Annotated in this window: 19 protein-coding genes; 8 read left to right on the top strand and 11 right to left on the bottom strand. The window is 42.0% G+C overall.

All coding sequences use genetic code 11. The features are described from left to right. Positions 1-55: 55 nt before the first annotated feature. The 8 genes from F7734_RS40140 to tnpA form a co-directional block, all read right to left on the bottom strand. Complete coding sequence (locus tag F7734_RS40140) at positions 56-931, bottom strand: S-methyl-5'-thioadenosine phosphorylase (RefSeq protein WP_155749999.1); 876 nt, start codon at positions 929-931, stop codon at positions 56-58. Positions 932-1,051: 120 nt separating this feature from the next. Then, the gene (locus F7734_RS40135; RefSeq protein WP_166482449.1) at positions 1,052-2,173 is read right to left on the bottom strand and encodes a hypothetical protein; all 1,122 of its coding nucleotides are present in this window, start codon (positions 2,171-2,173) and stop codon (positions 1,052-1,054) included. Positions 2,174-2,344: 171 nt separating this feature from the next. Next, positions 2,345-3,163 (bottom strand): Rpn family recombination-promoting nuclease/putative transposase, encoded by an 819-nt coding sequence (locus tag F7734_RS40130; RefSeq protein ID WP_155749998.1) that lies wholly within the window; start codon positions 3,161-3,163, stop codon positions 2,345-2,347. A 177-nt stretch (positions 3,164-3,340) separates the two neighbouring features. Continuing rightward, positions 3,341-3,733, bottom strand: coding sequence for a type II toxin-antitoxin system VapC family toxin (locus F7734_RS40125; RefSeq protein ID WP_155749997.1), 393 nt, complete (start codon positions 3,731-3,733; stop codon positions 3,341-3,343). Beyond that, a complete protein-coding gene (locus F7734_RS40120) occupies positions 3,733-3,957 on the bottom strand; it encodes a ribbon-helix-helix protein, CopG family (protein ID WP_155749996.1) in 225 nt (74 codons plus the stop codon). The genes F7734_RS40125 and F7734_RS40120 overlap by 1 nt, the downstream gene beginning before the upstream one ends. Positions 3,958-4,083: 126 nt before the next feature. After that, the gene (locus F7734_RS40115; protein WP_155749995.1) at positions 4,084-4,422 is read right to left on the bottom strand and encodes a hypothetical protein; all 339 of its coding nucleotides are present in this window, start codon (positions 4,420-4,422) and stop codon (positions 4,084-4,086) included. Positions 4,423-4,701: 279 nt separating this feature from the next. After that, a complete protein-coding gene (locus F7734_RS40110; protein ID WP_155749994.1) occupies positions 4,702-5,361 on the bottom strand; it encodes a hypothetical protein in 660 nt (219 codons plus the stop codon). A gap of 120 nt (positions 5,362-5,481) precedes the next feature. Then, complete coding sequence (tnpA, locus tag F7734_RS40105; RefSeq protein WP_166482452.1) at positions 5,482-5,883, bottom strand: IS200/IS605 family transposase; 402 nt, start codon at positions 5,881-5,883, stop codon at positions 5,482-5,484. Positions 5,884-5,955: 72 nt separating this feature from the next. Here tnpA and F7734_RS40100 point away from each other — a divergent pair, with 72 nt between their 5' ends. Then, entirely contained in the window at positions 5,956-7,404 is a 1,449-nt protein-coding gene (locus tag F7734_RS40100) for an RNA-guided endonuclease TnpB family protein (protein ID WP_155749992.1), read from the top strand. On the opposite strand, the gene F7734_RS40095 is transcribed toward F7734_RS40100, so the two are convergent. Then, entirely contained in the window at positions 7,377-7,913 is a 537-nt protein-coding gene (locus F7734_RS40095) for a hypothetical protein (protein WP_207714328.1), read from the bottom strand. The two genes, F7734_RS40100 and F7734_RS40095, sit on opposite strands and share 28 nt — an antisense overlap. A gap of 446 nt (positions 7,914-8,359) precedes the next feature. On the opposite strand from F7734_RS40095, the gene F7734_RS40090 reads away from it, so the two are divergent. After that, positions 8,360-8,665 carry a hypothetical protein gene (locus tag F7734_RS40090; protein ID WP_166482447.1) on the top strand — a complete coding sequence of 102 codons (306 nt, stop codon included), beginning with the start codon at positions 8,360-8,362 and terminating at the stop codon, positions 8,663-8,665. On the opposite strand, the gene F7734_RS40085 is transcribed toward F7734_RS40090, so the two are convergent. Then, a complete protein-coding gene (locus F7734_RS40085; protein ID WP_155749990.1) occupies positions 8,643-8,945 on the bottom strand; it encodes a hypothetical protein in 303 nt (100 codons plus the stop codon). The two genes, F7734_RS40090 and F7734_RS40085, sit on opposite strands and share 23 nt — an antisense overlap. A 103-nt stretch (positions 8,946-9,048) precedes the next feature. On the opposite strand from F7734_RS40085, the gene F7734_RS40080 reads away from it, so the two are divergent. From F7734_RS40080 to F7734_RS40055, 6 genes are all read left to right on the top strand, one after another. Next, positions 9,049-10,281: an alpha/beta hydrolase gene (locus F7734_RS40080; protein ID WP_243147348.1), complete on the top strand. Its 1,233-nt coding sequence runs from the start codon at positions 9,049-9,051 to the stop codon at positions 10,279-10,281. A 30-nt stretch (positions 10,282-10,311) separates the two neighbouring features. Beyond that, complete coding sequence (locus F7734_RS40075) at positions 10,312-11,280, top strand: SDR family NAD(P)-dependent oxidoreductase (RefSeq protein WP_155749989.1); 969 nt, start codon at positions 10,312-10,314, stop codon at positions 11,278-11,280. A 62-nt stretch (positions 11,281-11,342) separates the two neighbouring features. Beyond that, entirely contained in the window at positions 11,343-12,167 is an 825-nt protein-coding gene (locus tag F7734_RS40070; protein WP_155749988.1) for an SDR family NAD(P)-dependent oxidoreductase, read from the top strand. Next, positions 12,151-13,536, top strand: a complete 1,386-nt coding sequence (locus F7734_RS40065; protein ID WP_347566365.1) for an NAD(P)-binding domain-containing protein — start codon at positions 12,151-12,153, stop codon at positions 13,534-13,536. Before F7734_RS40070 ends, F7734_RS40065 begins: the two co-directional genes overlap by 17 nt. A gap of 452 nt (positions 13,537-13,988) precedes the next feature. Further along, positions 13,989-16,229 (top strand): PAS domain S-box protein, encoded by a 2,241-nt coding sequence (locus tag F7734_RS40060; RefSeq protein WP_155749987.1) that lies wholly within the window; start codon positions 13,989-13,991, stop codon positions 16,227-16,229. Then, positions 16,226-17,815, top strand: coding sequence for an ATP-binding protein (locus tag F7734_RS40055; RefSeq protein ID WP_155749986.1), 1,590 nt, complete (start codon positions 16,226-16,228; stop codon positions 17,813-17,815). Before F7734_RS40060 ends, F7734_RS40055 begins: the two co-directional genes overlap by 4 nt. Before the next feature lie 8 nt (positions 17,816-17,823). Here F7734_RS40055 and F7734_RS40050 read toward each other — a convergent pair whose 3' ends face one another. Further along, complete coding sequence (locus F7734_RS40050) at positions 17,824-18,327, bottom strand: YcxB family protein (protein ID WP_155749985.1); 504 nt, start codon at positions 18,325-18,327, stop codon at positions 17,824-17,826. Between the last annotated feature and the right edge of the window lie 158 nt (positions 18,328-18,485).

Here is an 18,485-nt window from a genome sequence, read left to right as displayed (position 1 = left end):
CAGCAAAGAAGGAATAAAAAGTTACCATTTGTCATTAGCCATTAGCAATTAGCCATTAGCCAGTGTATTTTTTCAGCAACAATTCCAATTTCTTCTTTGTAGCTGCTGGTGCTTTTTCCAAATTCGTTAGGATTGCATACTTTAAGGCTGAGTGTGCATCGCTAGGCGGTGGATTGTTACTCAAACGTTTGACTGTTTCTTGAATAACTTTTTGGGCATTGACAGCATTTGCCTGTAAATTCTTAACGACCATCTCTACGGTCACGCTATCATGGTCTGGATGCCAACAATCGTAATCTGTCACTAGCGCCAGGGTTGCATAGGCAATTTCTGCTTCTCTTGCTAGCTTTGCCTCTGGTAAATTTGTCATGCCAATGACAGTTGCATCCCAGCTACGATAAAGGTTTGATTCTGCCTTTGTGGAAAATGCGGGTCCTTCCATACAAACATATGTACCACCACGGTGTAGGGTGACATCCGGAAGGTTTAAGTCAGCGATCGCACTTGCTAAAATTCCAGCCAAATTCTTACAAATGGGATCGCCAAAAGCGATGTGAGCAACAATTCCTTCTCCAAAAAACGTCGAAACTCGATTTTTCGTTCTATCGATAAACTGATCGGGAAGCACCATATCCAATGGTTTGACTTCTTCCTTTAAAGAACCAACGGCTGAAGCAGAAATCAGATACTCTACGCCGAGTTGCTTCATAGCATGGATATTGGCGCGAAATGGCAACTCTGAGGGTAACAACGTATGATTGCGCCCATGACGAGCTAAAAAGGCTACTTTAGTCGATTCCAATGTTCCCAGTATTAAGGCATCAGATGGCGAGCCAAAAGGTGTTTGAACTTGTACTTCTTCCACCTCTTTTAGTGCGTCCATCTTGTATAAACCACTGCCACCAATAATTCCAATACGAGCTTTTGCCATTATTTTTAACCAAATTTATCATTAGTCATTGGTCATTAGTCATTGGTCAAAAGGTCATGAGTACAACACAAATGACAGCGGACAAATGACAACGGACTTTTGACCGTTAAAGATATTTTCTCACTTTCCTAGCAATCCCACCCTCTGCAACCGTGAAATTAAACCAGGACGTTTACTGTAATCTTTCTGGATCTGCTGAATGCTCGCTTGAAACTCCTCTAAATCCCCCTGATACTCTGCTAGAGCGCGTAACTCAATTAAATAAGCAACCGCTTGGTCATAAGGCTTTGTTTGCTTGAGTGCAATCAACTCAAACACTTGCTCCCAAACCTTATCTTTCCTTTTCGCCAGTGCTTCTAATTTTTGCACCTGTTCCTGACGTGCGGCTTCTTGCGCTTTTTCTTGACGCTGTTGAGTTTGTTCCTCTGTTAGTTTTAACAACTCAGACAAAGTGCGTTTGGGAGTATCGTTATTAATAGTGACTTCTGGTTTTTCAGATAATTCCCGCAGCCTGTAAGCGAGCTGTCTTCCAAGATATGAATCGCTTTTGAGGACTCTAACTAGAAACTCATTTTTTTCTTCTTCGCTTAAAGATGGTATCAAATTTTCCAGAGACTCTTCCTTCAGTTCTTGGTATTGACTGGTTGTTGCTGCTATAGCAATCAAATCTTCGTCAATTTCAAAGAAATCTATAAAAGCCTTCAGGGACTCGGATAAATCGTTTAAATTATTAGGTAAAGGAGGTTCTATAAAATCTTCCTCTTCTTCATAAGAAGATATCGGTGCAGCTTTGAGCCAAGCGAGGTACAAACATCGGTAATCACCTCGCAATAAGTCATCGCGTAATGGGACTAAGGCGGATAAATAACCCTCACCGCTATCTATCCAGCCAATCATATCTTCATCTATGATATTTATATCGACAATCAGAGACTTAGAAGTAGTTGAGACAGTAATTTTATCCTCCAGACAATAAGCTTCCAGCGCAGTTGCATCAACCAAGGACTTAGGAAAGCGGAACATTAGTTGTCGGGAACCCCAATTTGTCATGTATAACATGACATCAAAACATTTGTCTAAAAGTTCTTCGGGATTGCCCCTAAAATCACTGTAATTGTAAACAAATATTGCTTGAGTTGATGTCAGTTCTACCCGACTGGAAAGGCTTTCAACGTAATTCTTTTCTGTAGTCGTTAACGGTCGGTCTAATGCCTGAAACTCATAGTACTGATATTCACTCACAGTATCTACTCCTGCTATTAGATAAACTATTATACTATGCGAGCGTTATTCACTCAATGAATTAGCTTTCTCCACTAGAGATATTAGACCAAATTTGTTTGAAACTTAAGAGGTTGTGGAGGCACTTTTAACCGAAGTGCCTCTAGAAACAGCTTGTGCTGCAAGCAGGTTTTACTGTTGAGTATTTTTTCTCACGGTTTCGACATCCAGTTCCAGGGATTCTGCAATTTGCTCAACGCTTAACCCTAACTTTACTAGTTTGGGTATCGTCTTTAACTTTGTTGCTAGCGCACCTTCCTCAAAACCTTCTTCTTTACCTTCCTGTTTACCTTCCTGTTTACCTTCCTGATAAACTCTACTTGTTTTCAAAGAATCTAAATTCAGCATCACTTCAAGTTCCTCCCGACTCAAATTGGTGAATTTATCAATTACCACTGCTTTAATAAATTCTAAAACCTTTTCCTCCAAGGTGGTATCAGTTAGTTCTTGTTGTGCTTGACCGATTAACTGTCTGGCAAGTTCTCCAGTTTTCTCTTGGCTTTTATTCTCAACTATTAAACGCATCACTCCCACAGCTAGAGATGGGTTGGGGCTTTTCGCCAGTTCGTTCAAATAAAAACGACGTAATTTTGATAGGAAAAAATTCAAGTACTTAGGAAAATTACCCTCATTACTTTTTGTATCATAAATGACAACAGCGTACCACTCTTCATTGGGGGGTTGGTATTGAGTCAAATAAAGAATAATTTTGGCAGCTAACTGGTTGTAAAAATTATCATCTTTATAGGACTGAGCCTCAACAAAGTAAATGGGTTCATTTGGATAAGCTTGAAAAGTTGCTAACAAACCATCTAAACGAAAACCCCTCTGTTTAATTTCTGGAGCGCTGAATTTGTAGATGCTTGGGTCTTTCTCCGGTTGACCGAGGAGTTCAAAGAATAACTCAGGTATTTCTTTGAATATTTCATAGAAAAGTGGATCGGCAGTCATGCATTCTTAATGAAAATTGAAATTTCATTAGTATAAAATACAAGATTTTTATTTAGTAAAAAATATTTAATTGTCAAATTCATGGCTCTTCATGCACTATGCAACGGGAGCATCCCAAATATACAAAAATCTTACTTACCCTCGTCCCCTAACCCCTTCTCCTTATGGGAGAAGTTCCTATTCCAGCAATACAACGCGATCGCCAAACTTAGCCGCCAGTTTCCGATCGTAAGTCAGCACCTGAGTATCATATTGAATTGCAGCCGCCACAAATAAAGTATCGTAGAACGAATGACTTGACTCGACTGCCAGTTTTAGAGCCACATCCCGAATTTGAGAACTAGAAATTATGACATCAACCAATGCTTCAGCATCTTGCAACGCATCTATACCTATTTGTAAAGGTAATTGCCGAAATTGTATCCATTGCCAAATCACATTGCCCAACTCTGCAAACAACTCTTCAGGCACCACAATCAGATCTACAGTTTCTAAGGCAGCGATCGCCTGTTCATACCTGCCCTCTACCTGTAAGAGCGCATAGGCAAACACCATCGTATCAATCACCATCAGAGCCGTCCAACGGATTTCCAAGTCTGCACCCGACTTTCTAGTTCAATCGGTAACGCCTCTGCCCGTTGACGAATACGAGCAAGCACTTCATCACGTTGCCGATAGCGTTTTTGTAACAAATCGCGGACTTCTTGCTCCATCGAAATCCCCTTCTGTTCCGCCAAGCGTTTAATCCGCTCGACTAACTCATCAGGTATATTGGGAATGGTAATGGTTGCCATACTGCTTCAATAGCTAGTGCTAGTTTACTAGTGGATCGTTACTTCATGCTAGCACTTTGCTGGCATTCGACAGGAACTTGAACCAATACTACCATCTGTCCAAGCAGATTAGAAGATTTAAGTTTACTAATTTGAACGTCCTATCAATTGCACTAAAATTGCTTCTAAAGCCTGTAACGCTGCATTTGTAGTTCTTTGATGCTCTTGGAAAGTTTCTTTCATAGTTTCATGGCTATCGCTTAATTCTAATAGAACGTCGTTTAAGATAGCGTTACGAGCTAATACGCGATCGACGTCGTTGGTTAAACTTTGAACTAAACTGGTAGCTTGTGATATTTGGTATTGTGTTTCTCTTATTTGCCGTTGAGTAGCTTGTATGTCCTCTTGCGTTGTTAGGTGACTGCGAGCCAGTTGTATTAACAAAGCTTCAATATTAATTTCGCTGTTATCGTTAGAATCTGTCATTTACTTTTCCTCTACAGTTCTTTGTAATTTACCTGCTTTAATTAATTTTTCTTCAATCATCTAAGTCACTTCTTTACTCATATCTGTTCCGACTTCTTTACAGTGGGTATTCTCCACGCCGATACTGCTGCACCCCTTCCTGAAACAACTTCAGGGCTTACGCTGTCTTGTCTGATGTTGTCGCAGTTTGTGCTAGTGAATGGTTGGCTACTAAATCATTGGCTGCACATACAACAGAACAAGTTAGGGAAAACACTAAAGTTGCTAAAGCGAAGCTCTTCAACATAAATAATCGTTCGTATCCAAAACAATAACTTGGTTTGGAGCCAGCACGCCCCCCACCTTTACAACTTCCAACTCGGACGTTATGAGCGGATGCTGCGTGAGAACATTTTCTATAGCCTCATCTGGACTAGCTGCTTGTGCAATGTAGAATTTATCTCCTTCTTTAAGTACCCAAATCGGATTAGGCCAAGTGTGCCGGGGCTGCAATACTGCTTGATGTACCACTTTGTGGGTAAATTCAATAATTTGTGCAATGGCATCCTCCGGTAAGAAATCTCGCAAATGAATTTGTAATAATTGTTGAAGAATAGTCGTAGGAATATGTTCGGTTCGGTCAGCTTGATGCTGCACGATGCTTGTTGGTAAACCATTTGCACTTGCTGCCAGCGATTCGATATAGCGGCTTACTTGGGAAATAATTGAATCAAAGTCTCGTTCAGTTAATACCTGCCCTAAATGGGTTTGCAGTAAATTTCTAAAGCTTTCCTCATCAATATTTATACAAGCAACCTTTAAATAAGCCAAAAAATCAGTATTAGCTAATTGACCACAACCAACTTCCCCATTGGATGCATCCTCTGCTGCTATCATCTCCATAAAACGTTGGTCTTGAATTTTTTCAGCACTTGTGTCCGAAGGAATTGATTGAGTCATGAGTTTCTCCGTAATGTTTCAAAGTACACCAAGTTATCCGGTTCTTTGGGGTCAGAACCTAAATCGAGGAGTCCAACTCTCAATTTTTTATCAAAAAAATGGGTTGAAAACCCTGTCCTTCTAGGACGGCTTTTCTTGATTCTGGATGTATTTTTTAAGAACTTCAATTGGCGCTGCACCCACAGAAGAAACAAAATAACTGGGACTCCAAAGAGCATCTTTGCCATAGGGCTTTTTGAACCCAGCTTTTCCATACATCCGGCTAGATACGCCTTTGAGTGAATTCACTATTTGAGAAATCGAGAGCTTTGGAGGGTATTCGATTAAAGCATGAATGTGGTCGGCTTCACCATTGAATTCCAGGATTTGAAGATCCATTTTTTTTGCTACGTCTAGAAATGATTCTTTAATCACTGCAAGACTTTCCTTAGTGAATACAGACCTACGGTATTTTGTTACACAGACCAAATGGATTTTTAAGTCAGAAACCGAATGTCTTTCCCTACGGAAGTTAGTTGACACCACAAGCAGACCCATATAGAATTAATATAACAGACCAAATATAACACGAAACTAAAGAGGAGGTGAGATCACTTGCTAACAAACTATGTTTACAAGCTACGTCCTAATGTCTCTCAATCTGAAAAAATGGACAACTGGGTTGATCTGCTCAGGAGTCATTACAACTGGTGCTTGAATGATAGGATTACCCAGTATAATCACCAATTCATTCAAGGGGACTATTGCGACATTAGAACAAGAGCGGTGGCTTGTCCTATAACTTGTTTTGTTAGCAAGAATGGAGCTACGGGAGAACCCTGGAAAGATGGGAAGCTAGATAAAGAAGGAAATCTTAAAAACCCTAGAAGAAGTGCAGGAGATATTCAAATAACCAGTCTACCAATGCTTAAACAAGCTAGACCTTGGTATGCTGAGATTGATTCTACAGTATTGCAACAAAACGTTAAACGTCTTGATGTAGCGTATAAGAATTTCTTTGAGGGCAGAGGATTCCCACAATTCAAGAATCGTAGCAACTTCACTTCTTTTACCTATACAGTAGGGACAAAAGTACAAGGAAACAAAATCTACTTACCTAAAATAGGTTGGATGAGGTTTCACAATTCTCGTTTAATACCTGATGGTTTTACTATCAAAGCTATAACTGTTCGCAAGCGTCAAGACGGTTGGTATATATCTGTCCGAATAGAAGACACAAATGTACCTAACTATATTTCAAGACCTTTAGCAGAAGTTGAGAAAGTCATTGGTTGCGATTTAGGTATTACCAAACTTGTTCATCTATCAGATGGATATCAAATTGATAATCCCAAGTTCAGCACAAACCGAAAGACAAGACATCTATTAAAAGTCAGACAGCGCCGGATCGGTCGCAGAGTTAAAGGCAGTAAAAACAGGAAAAAAGCAGCCAAAAAAGTTGGAAGATTACATAAACGGATTGGTGACAAACGTTTAGCATACCAATGGTATGTAGCAAACAAAATAGTTTCTCGTAATGTAGATGCTATTGGCTTGGAAGACTTAAACGTAGCAGGAATGTTACGACGTTGCCAGGTTAAAGTAGATGAGAAAACAGGACGGTTTTTAAAGAACGGACAAAGCCGAAAAAAAGGTTTAAATAGGTCTATCTCGGATGCTAGTTGGTCGGAGTTAACTTCAAAAATTGAGTATCTTGCTGAGAAGCAGTACAAAGTGGTAATCAAAGTTAACCCAAAACATTCATCACAAGAATGTCGAAACTGCGGACATACAGACAAATTGAATCGCGATAGAGAAAGATTCATTTGTGTAAGCTGTGGTCACATGTCCCACGCCGATCTAGGAGCTGCAAAAACAATTCGAGATAGAGCTTTAAGTTTGGTACGTGGGGACTCCGCGAAACCTGCTGACAACACTAGCAAGTCTAGTGAAGGAACAGTTAAACGCCTGAAAAATCGCAAGGAGACATCAGCACGCCCTTTGGGCAAACGTGTTGAGCCTGGGAACCTGAGCAATCAGGATATCAAGACAGCGATGTCTTGAGAATCACCGCCCCTTTTAGGGCGGTGAGCGTCAAAAAATCCTAACGCACGGGGTAGAGAGTGCAGCCCTATCCGTCCTAAATACCCTAATTCTTCACTGCGGGCGATCGCAAAATTGACTAAGTTCCTACCAACACCTTTGTAAGTGGGAGGGTCATTGATTTCAGGGCGATTCCACGGTGCTGTAGCCAAAGCCCTTATATATACCAACGGACGGCGATACTGCGATTCAATTTGACATCGCTTCTTGAGAATATCAATCATCATCAAGCCCTGGGTGACTCCAGCACACTCAATGGCGTAAAGTTCATCCCCTGGTAGCATTTTGGCTCCCCTACTTTTCCAGTCCCAGTCCCAGTATTCATCATCTTTACCAGTTCCTACTAGTTGAGGCGACCATAGTGTCTTGGCATCCAACAAATGCTTATCCGTTACAGTTGTAAGGACAGCATCCACCACCACGTTGTCTTGAAGCCTTAATAATCTGACACGAAGGTTAAAATTTGACACCACAGCGGCAACACGATTGCTTTATAAACAAAAAACATTCAACCTGGTTTAGAAGTATAAAGGCGACCGGATAAAAGTAACAGACTTACGCTGTAAAATTTGTAACGATTTATAATCTTAGCCTTATTTCTGCCGCTTTGTACTAAATTTTACATAAAATCCGGAAGCTCAGCTATCAAACTTGTAAGACGATGACAAGTTATATAAGAACGTCTCCCTTCGCTATCCCAACGTCTGAGTGTCGATACTGATTTTCCTATTAGTTTTGCGAATTCGTGTGGTCTATAATTAGACATAAAACCTCTTCATACTATAAACTATAGGTAAGTATAGATAAGTTTTAATTGTTAGTCAAACACCTCAATATGATAAGTCAATTTCAAAGGAAGACCGCACGATTATCTTTTTCTTTGTGTTTAAGTGTTTCAGTAGCGACTGCTTCTACAATGAGTTTTTTAACAGCTACGCCATCTGTTCAAGCACAGTCGTCAAATCAAAGACCAACTGTTGCTACTGTTAAAAGTATGGTTAATGGTGACATTAGCTGCTATGTTACATTAGTAGATGCAAAAGAAAAAAAATATCAGGAAGTTCCTGCAACATTTGAAATTTGCGATCGGGAAAAGACTTTTTTAAACAAGAAAGTGCGTCTAACTTACACGAAAGAGCGAGTTAACGATTGCCAAAGCGCTGAACCCTGCGGGAAAACGCGGATAGCAACTTTGATTTCTAGAATGACAATTGTTCGATAATCTGTTCAAATAACATTTTTGTCAAAACGAAATATGGCGATCGCTCCTGAGCGATCGCGCTTCTATAAAATATTTTTAAACCATCTGCACGTTTCTCCTCGTCTCCTCGTTGGAATTTTGTATCTCTCAGCAGGCTTAGTTGTGCTTGACGCAATGCTTCAGATTTTGTCATTTTCTCAGTGTCACTACCGACTTTTTTGGCTGACTCTCTAACAGCCAGAGCTTGCAGTACAGCAGGCTCTGTAGAGCAATACAGGAGGCGGAGCCTCCGGTAAGGCATTCCCAGGCTGAGCCTGGGAACGAGGAGATGCAAAGGTAACGAGGAGATGCAAAGGTAGAGTGTTGTAAACTGAAAGACAGTTGAAATTTCCAAACAGGAGCAAATGGCAGATTATCAAAGACAAATGAAAGGTATCTTAGCAATACTCTTAGCTGTTTCCCTGTTTATTCCTTGGTTGTTGAGTGCGATCGCACTTTTCCTCAGCCTGTGGATTATATTACCAGCCCCGACTTTTTTCTTGTTACCTCTGGGAGTTGTTGCACCAGAAATCAGTCCTTGGTTAATTGCTGGAAATGCGATCGCACTCATCTTAATCATCTTTAGAATACATCAAAGTTGGCTGTACAATATCGCCCTAATTGGTAGTCTACTCGGTCTAATCCTGAGTTCGCTGCCATTGTTGCAATTCAGTGCTGCTAATGCACAAATAGCTACAGAGATGTCAAGAGTTTTAGGGTCTGACTATTTGGCAAAAATTCCGCAACCTGCACAAATACAAATGCGTCGCCAACCATTCGTTTTAGCAGATGTTTTCCGAGGAATTACTCAAGAAAAAGTTCGCATTGACCGAGATATTATATTTGCTAATCCCGATAGCGTAAAACTTACATTAAATGTTTACCGACCTTTAGCGAATGGTAAATATCCTGCCATTATTATGATTTATGGAGGAGCTTGGCGAAGTGGCACTCCTAACAATGATGAAAAGTTTAGTTGCTACATGGCAAATCAAGGTTATACAGTGTTAGCAATTGATTACCGTCATGCACCTAAATATAAATTTCCTGTTCAGCTAGAGGATGTAAAAACAGCTTTAACTTATATTCAAATTCATGCAGATAGTTTAGAAATAGATAGCTCGCGAATCGCTCTGATGGGACGTTCAGCAGGTGGTCATCTCGCATTGCTAGCCGCTTATCAACCAGATGCAATTCCAGTACGAGCAGTGGTAAACTACTACGGACCAGTTAACCTCACCAAAGGTTACTATGATCCACCCTTTCCCGATCCAATTAACACTCGTGCTGTGCTAAACGCTTTTTTAGGAGGTACACCTGAAGAATTAGGAGAACTTTACCAGCAAGCTTCTCCCATTAATTATGTTAAACCCAACCTTCCGCCTTCTTTACTAGTTTATGCAGGTCAAGACCATTTAGTAAAACCAAAATTTGGTCGTCAACTTTACGAAAAATTACGAGCAGAGGGAAATGATGCTATTTGGTTAGAAATTCCTTGGGCGGAACACGCCTTTGATGCAGTTTTTAATGGAGTGAGCAATCAACTAGCCCTATATTACACCGAACGCTTTTTCGCTTGGGCTTTGAAGTCTTCTTAATTTTGTTGAGTGAGTGATTGATAACAAGTTATGAGCAAATACCTTGAAGGTAAAATAGCATTAGTCACAGGTGCAACGCGAGGTCTGGGCAAAGGAATTGCTGTTGGACTGGGTGAAGCAGGTGCTACTGTGTATATTACAGGTCGCACTTTAGAGTCTAATGATAATTCTGGAAGTCTCCGGGAAACTGAGTCAGCTGTGAGAGCAGCAGGTGGAATTTGTATCCCCATTCAAGTAGATCATAGCGCCGATGAGCAAGTGCGTTTGCTGTTCGATCGCATCCAAGATGAGCAAGGAAAGCTTGATGTGTTGGTGAATAATGTTTATTCAGGAGTACAAGCATTAACGGAGGCTTATGGAAAAGCTTTTTGGGAGCGCGAACCGAATTTTTGGGATGCTTGTAACAACGTTGGACTGCGTAGCCACTATGTAGCGAGTGTTTTTGCGGCTCGAATGATGGCGCAGCACCAGCAGGGATTGATTTGTACGATTTCTTCCTGGGGGGGTTTGTCTTATATTTTTGGGGTGCCATACACTGTCGGTAAGGCAGCTTGCGATCGCTTGGCTGCAGATATGGCAATTGAATTGAAACCAAATAATATTACCTCACTTTCCATTTGGCCGGGAATTGTGGGCACCGAACATATCACTCGTTTAGCCGCTCAGATGAAGGAAAATGAGGCGACAGACCAACAAAGTTCTGTGTTTAAGGAGGGATACAATTGGGAAACTCCTTTGCTCACAGGACGGGTTATTGCGGCGCTTGCAGCAGACCCAACTTTAATGCGTCGCACGGGAAAAGTGCAAATTGTCGCTGAACTCGCTCAATACTACGGATTGGTAGACCAAAATGGCGAGCGCCCCGTATCATTGCGATCGCTCAGGTTTCTCATTCCCTTTGCCATACCCGCACTGCGAAAATATTCATGGCTGGTGCCTAATATCAATATACCTTGGTCGCTGTTACTATTAAGTACTGCGCGATCGCCAAAAGTTTAACTTTAAGCCGAGCAACCAGATTTATCTCTGGGGTCAATTGAAAATCGAAAATCAAAAATTCAATGACACAATTAAATGACGCAGTGGTGCTAATTACTGGTGCATCTGGTGGTTTCGGACAGGAACTGACCCGCCAATTATTAATGGCTAATAGCCAATTAATTCTGACCGATTTAGATCGAAGTGTTCTCCAAAAACAAGCGGAAATCATTCAGCAACAAGTCACTACAGGTAAAGTACTCGCTTGTTTAGCCGCCGATCTTTCTAGTCGTGACGGATGTGAAAACCTTTACCATCAAGTTAAATTACTCGGTATTCCTGTTGATATTTTGATTAACAATGCGGGAATTGGATTGTTCGGTCGAATGGATGAAGTTCCCAGCGAGAAGTGGGAACAGTTAATGCAGGTAAACTTACTAGCACCAATGCGATTAAGTACATTATTTGGTGCTGATATGATTTCCCGTCAAAAAGGGCATATAGTTAATATTTCATCAATTGCAGGTTGGTCAGCAGCCGGAGGAATGGCGCATTATGCCAGCAGCAAGTTTGGTTTGCGGGGTTTTAGCGAGGGACTATTCAACGAAGTAAAAGATTATAATGTTAAAGTGACAGCAGTTTATCCCTTTTTCAGTCGCACGCCAATTCTTAAATCAGCAAGTTATGGAACATTAGCCAAAGAATTCGATATTTTCCCCAAAGATTTAGCTACCGATCCAGCAAAAGTCATTCAGGAAACGATTCAAGGAATTATTTGCAATCAACTGCACGTATTTCCCGATAGAATGGCAAAAAATATTCATATTTTAAAAAGATATGCTCCTTGGTTGTTGGATTGGATTAGCAAACAGTATAGTCGGAGATTAAAAAGTGATACAAGTCAGTAATTTAGGGGCAAATACATCTAAAGTGAATACCAGTCAGAAACATTTAATTATTGGAGCCGGTTTTGTAGGATTGGCCATGGCGCAAGCTCTCCAAGCTGCTCATATTCCCTATGACCAAGTTGATGCTAGTGATGATATTGGTGGTAATTGGTATCATGGAGTTTACCAAACAGCACATATCATTTCATCGCGTCGGATTACCGAATTTCCTCATTTTCCCATGCCAAAAGATTATCCCGATTTTCCTAGTGCTAAACAAATGAGGGATTATCTTAATGCTTTTGCGGCTCATTTTAAGTTGCGGCAAAATATTGAACTGAATCGTAGTGTTAATTATGTACGACCGATAGAAAATAACCTTTGGGAAGTGACTTTTGCTGATGGAAAACAAAGAATTTACAAAGGAATTTTACTCTGTAACGGACATCATTGGAGCAAAAGATTCCCGGAATTAAAAGGAGAATTTAACGGAGAGATTATCCATTCTAAAGATTACAAACGACCGGAACAACTTTTGGGTAAACGAGTTTTAACCATTGGTGGGGGAAATTCAGCGTGTGATATTGCGGCAGAAGCGGCTCGTGTGGGTGTAAAATCTGTTCTAAGTATGCGGGAATCCGTTTGGTTTATTCCTAAGACATTTGCTGGAGTTCCCATACCCGATTTAATTAAATGGTGGATGCCTGAATGGTATCAGCGATTGATGATTTATGGAATTATCCGCTTAACTTTTGGTAAACATGAAAACTATGGTTTAGCTAAACCAAACTATCGAATTTTTGAAAAACACCCGACTATAAACAATGAGGTGCCTTACTATATTAAACACGGTCGAATAATTCCCAAGCCTGCTGTATATCAACTTCAGGGAGATGAGGTTGAATTTGTCGATCGCAGTCGTGAGAAATTTGATTTAATTGTTTGTGCAACTGGTTATGATGTTTCTTATCCCTTTCTTCCCCAAGAACTCCAGCGTGTCTCTGGTGCTACCGTGAAATGTTATGTTGGTGCCTTTCTTGATGACTACAAAGGGTTGTATTATATTGGTTGGGGGCAAGCTAGGGGAGGTGTTGGCTCACTGATTACTGCTTACGCTTCACTATTTACCCGTTGTCTGAAGCTTCAAGAGCAAATTAATGTGCCAATAGGTTTGGTTTTTAAAGAAATGGGACAACACTTACCAAACACCCATCTTTCCGATCCCCACCAGGCATTTCGGCAAATCAAACTTGCTCATCGATTCTTTAATTTAATTGCTAGAAAAGCTGCTCAGCTGGATGCTAAATACCCAAACTTTTCTAATCACCCACTCCTTCCTTCTTCAGCTAATAATCAGCAATTAGAAACACTCTCAATACTGCTTGGATAAGGAAATCGTAGGTTGGGTAGAGCGAAGCGCGAAACCCAACAAATGGAGATAAATGTTGGGTTTCGTTCCTCAAACGCCAGTAAAGGTGCGGAGGGAAACCCTCCTATGGCGCATTCGCGCCACGCACACGGTTCAGGGCTGGCTCCCCAACCTACGTGTTTTCGTAAAATACGCTTTGTTTAGACTAGAGCGCCGGTCCAGTAGAAGATATTGACAAATCAGGCAGACTGTGTATATCAGGACAAGTCACATAGGTAGAGCAAATGTATTGGTTTGATAGCATTGAGAGCCAAGCATTTCATCTGCAAGTCTATTGCAATATGCTGTAATTAATATTTTTAACCAACTATCAGCAACTCTCAGGCGAATTTAAAATTATCCCGTATACCGTATGAATTTAACCTCCTTGAACTCTTATCCGGTGGAGATCTCCGCTTATCTTAGTGCCATTCATGTTTGATTTAATAACGCCTCTCTTTAACTCAGGGTCATTTATCCCTCACGGACACTGCTTTCTGTGGCAGCCTACCTTGATTTGGCTACACGTTGTTTCAGACTCGGTGATTGCTCTCGCCTACTATTCCATTCCCATTACCCTGTTTCATTTCATCCAAAAGCGCAAAGATTTGCCCTTCGACTGGGTGTTTGCTCTGTTTGCCGTATTTATTACTGCCTGTGGCACCTCTCATTTGATGTCAGTCTGGACGCTCTGGCATCCGATCTACTGGTTATCTGGTGGAATCAAAGCCATTACCGCGCTCGTCTCGTTAAGCACTGCGATCGCCCTGTTTCCCCTCATGCCAAAAGCGCTTGCCATTCCCAGTCGGGTAGAACTGGAAGCCGCAAATTGGGCATTGCAACAAGAAATTGCCGAACGCAAACGGATGGAAACAGAACTCCTTCACAATCGAGAATTGCGAGAGGCAATCTTTCATGAATCGGCAGATTCCCTGTTTCTGGTTAACCCGGAAACATTATTGACGCTGGATTGCAATCGTCAGGCGGTAAAGATGTTTCAGGCAGTTGACAAAACCGATCTCATTGGCATTGAAGGGCAAAGCCTGCAACGGCATCAATTTTCTGCGGATGAGTTAGACGCGATCGTGGCAGAAATGCAATCAAAGGGCGTTTGGAGGCGGGACATCGAGTATGTGACTCGCCAGGGCAATTTCTTTTGGGGCAGTATCGCCGCCAAGCCGATTACGGTTGCAGGACGAACGATTAACCTGGTCCGGGTAAAAGATATTACGGAGCGCAAGCAGATTGAAGCCGAGCATGAGCAAGCAGAGCAAGCCTTAAAGCTGAGTGAAGCTCGTTACCGAGCCATTGTGGAAGATCAAACAGAACTCATTGTTCGATTTTTGCCCGATAGTACGATATTGTTTGCCAATGAAGCTTATTGCCGCTACTTTGGGCTGCAAGCCAATGAGACAATTGGCAAGAGCTATGCGCCTCTGATTTTTGAACAGGATCAGGAAACAGTGGCTCAATTGGTGCAATCTATCGGTGTTGACAATCCAACCGTGGTCATCGAAAACCGGGTGGTGATTGGGGAGGGAATCCGTTGGACTCAATGGGTCAACCGAGCATTTTTTGATCGTCAAGGCGACCTGCATGAGGTTCAAGCGGTTGGGCGAGACATCACTGCACTCAAACAAGTTGAGGCCGCTCTGCGTGAGAGCAACCGCCGCTTTGCGACATTAGCAGAAGCTGCTCCGGTAGCGATCTTTCGGTACGACGCGGATGGCAATTGTAGCTATGTGAACGATCGCTGGTGTGAGATGACGGGCCGACCGCTAGAAATGGGAATGGGAACCGAATGGCTCCAGACGCTTCATCCAGAAGATCGCGATCGCACAATCAACGCCTGGTCGCGCTGGGTAGAATCTCATCAACCGGGGGAGTTCTTCCAGAACGAAGCCAGAATTGTCCGCCCAGACGGAACCATCCTCTGGTATTACTGCCAGGTTACACCTGAAACGAACTCCAACGGAGAGTTGATTGGTTATATTGGCACCCTGACCGATATTCACGATCGTAAACAGGCAGAGGCACAACTTCAAGCATCACTGCGAGAGAAAGAGGTACTCCTCAAGGAGATCCATCATCGAGTCAAAAATAACTTACAAATTGTCTACAGTCTGCTGCGCCTGCAACGTCGTAAGCTCAAAGACCAACTGGCAGCGAATGCGCTCCTAGAAAGCCAGAGCCGAATCGAGGCGATCGCCCTGATTCACGAAAAACTCTATCAATCTGAAGACCTTTCCCGCATCAATCTAGCCGAATATATTCCCAGTTTAATCACCAACCTGGTGAGTACTTTTAACGTTGACCGCATCCAGATTGATTTAAGAATTGAAATTGAACCCGCTTTGGTGAATATTGATAAGGCGATTCGCTGCGGATTAATTATCAACGAATTGTTGAGCAACTCTCTGAAGTACGCATTTTCTGCATCAACACTATGCAATCCATGTATTTATGTTAAGTTTACAAAAGTAGAAAAATCTACTTTCTCCTTAATTGTTGGAGATAATGGAGTTGGTATTCCTCATCACGTCGATTTGTTACATCTTGAGACGTTAGGACTACAGCTCGTTCAGGGTTTTGTGCAGCAGTTAAAAGGAACGCTGCAAGCAAATTGTCAGAGTGGCACAGAGTTCCACATTCTGTTTCCAGGAGAAGAGGTATGACGAATGATGCGGGTGCATCCGCTTCAACATCGGTGCGAGTGCTAATCGTTGAGGACGAGTGGGTCGTCGCTATCGATGTGAGAGACTGCCTGGAAGCATTGGGCTTCTCGGTTGTGGCGATCGCAGCATCTGGAGAGGAAGCCATCATCAAAGCCAGAGAACTCCGTCCAGATATTGTGTTCATGGATATTCGTCTCGAAGGAGAGATGGATGGTATTCAAGCCGCTCAGCAGATCTGGAATGAGTTGCAAATTCCGATTATCTATGCAACCGGCTATTCGGACAAAGCCACAGTCGATCGAGCCATAGCAACAGAACCCTTTGGCTATGTTCTTAAACCCATTAAAGAGTCCGATCTCTATGCTGCAATTACCCTGGCGCTGCAACAGCAGGCGAGAGCCATTCAATTTAGAGAAGATCGGAAATGGATGGCAACAATTCTGAAGGCGATCGGCGATGGTGTCATTGTCACCGATACCCAAAGCCAGGTGAAATACCTCAACCTGGTTGCGGAATCGCTCACGGGTTGGCAACTTCAGGAGGCGCTGAATCGTCCTCTGTCTCAGGTGCTCCCCCTATGTGATGAACAGACGCAAGTTCCGATCGAGAATCCAGTCACCCAGGTACTCCAGACAGACGAAATCGCCTACTTAGTCAACCCAGTTTTGTTAACTCGAAAAGATGGTAGTCAGATTTTAGTCGCAGACAGTGCAGCTCCAATCAGAGATGACGAAGGAGTTGTGACTGGAGCCGTTATGGTTTTTCGAGATGTGACCAACCGACAGTCGCTTCAAGAACAGTCCTTTTCCATTCTGCGAGCCCAACTATTAGAACAGGAAATGCAAGAGCTTCAGCGACTCGCTCAGCTCAAAGATGCTTTTTTACGCACCGTTTCCCACGAGTTGCGATCGCCGTTAGCCAACATCAAAATGGTTATCCACTTGTTGGAGATCAACTTAAACCGACAACGGTTATCTCCTTCAGAGTCGGAAGTCGATTCTCAATCCCAACAAATAGAGCAATACCTGACTATCTTACGCGAGGAATGTGACCAGGAACTCAATTTAGTCAATGACCTGTTAGACCTGCAACGCCTCGAAGCCGAGGAGACTCCTATTGAATTAACCTCGATCGAGGTAGGGGAATGGATTGCCCAAATTACAGAGGTTTATCAAGAACGTGCCCAAGAACGGCAGCAACGGCTGGATGTGTTTCTCCCTTCTACCCTGCCAATACTCGTTTCGGATATTTTAATGTTGACGCGAGTCTTAAGGGAATTGCTGACCAATGCCTGTAAATATACCCCTCCAGGAGAAGTGATTACAGTCAGTGCTGAATCTGTAGGAGAACGACTGAGACTGGTGATTCGCAATTCTGGTGTCGAAATCCCAGAGGAAGAATTGCCTCGAATCTTTGACAAGTTTTATCGAATTCCGGGAAGCGATCGCTGGACCCAGGGTGGAACTGGGCTGGGGCTGGCTCTCGTCAAGAAACAAATCACGTATTTGGGCGGTTCAATTCACGTTGAAAGTAGCGCGAACGAAGTTCGGTTTGCGATCGAGTTACCCTTTACCTCTGGAGTTTAGACTAAATTTTACTTATTTGGTAACTTAGCACGTAGTAATTCTCGAAATTCATTCATTTGCTCATCACTGCCAAAAGCCCGTTTGGGAAATAAATTAAAGCAGTTGTTCGATTGGTAAACCATAAATAAATTAGGAGTTTCTCGCCAGTGTGTATAAATCAACCATTTCATTTTTGATTCTGATAACTCTGTGTTAATCTGTAATGCTTCTTCAGATGCTTCTACCCTAATTTCATTCTTCAAGCCCGGTTGACTATTCCATGTGCGACTCAGTACAAAATTTCGAGAAATCCGAATAACTAAATATATAAAAGCTAATAAAACTAAATTAGGCACGATCGCACTTATTAAAAGCTCATTCAAGGAGATACCTCCTTGTGTTAGCATGGGAAGTATTGATATAAATATAATAATTCCCATCACAAGTAAGTAGTATTTCAATAATACTTTTTTAGAGTGAGCTTGGTTCGCTTCTTTAATATCATTTACATTTAGGCGGTATTCAAATTGCATGGTAATATGACTCACTGATGTATTGGGCGTGAGAGAAAGTTATGTTTCTGTTACATATACCGTTCTAAACTGAAATTTTATGCACTGGTTGAGTAAATATTCCTAAAAGTTATCTAAGAGGATGTTTGAAAAGTCATGATTCATGTATCAAATATTTT

This window comes from Scytonema sp. UIC 10036 (assembly GCF_009725235.1).
This window is presented reverse-complemented; position numbering and strand designations above follow the sequence as displayed.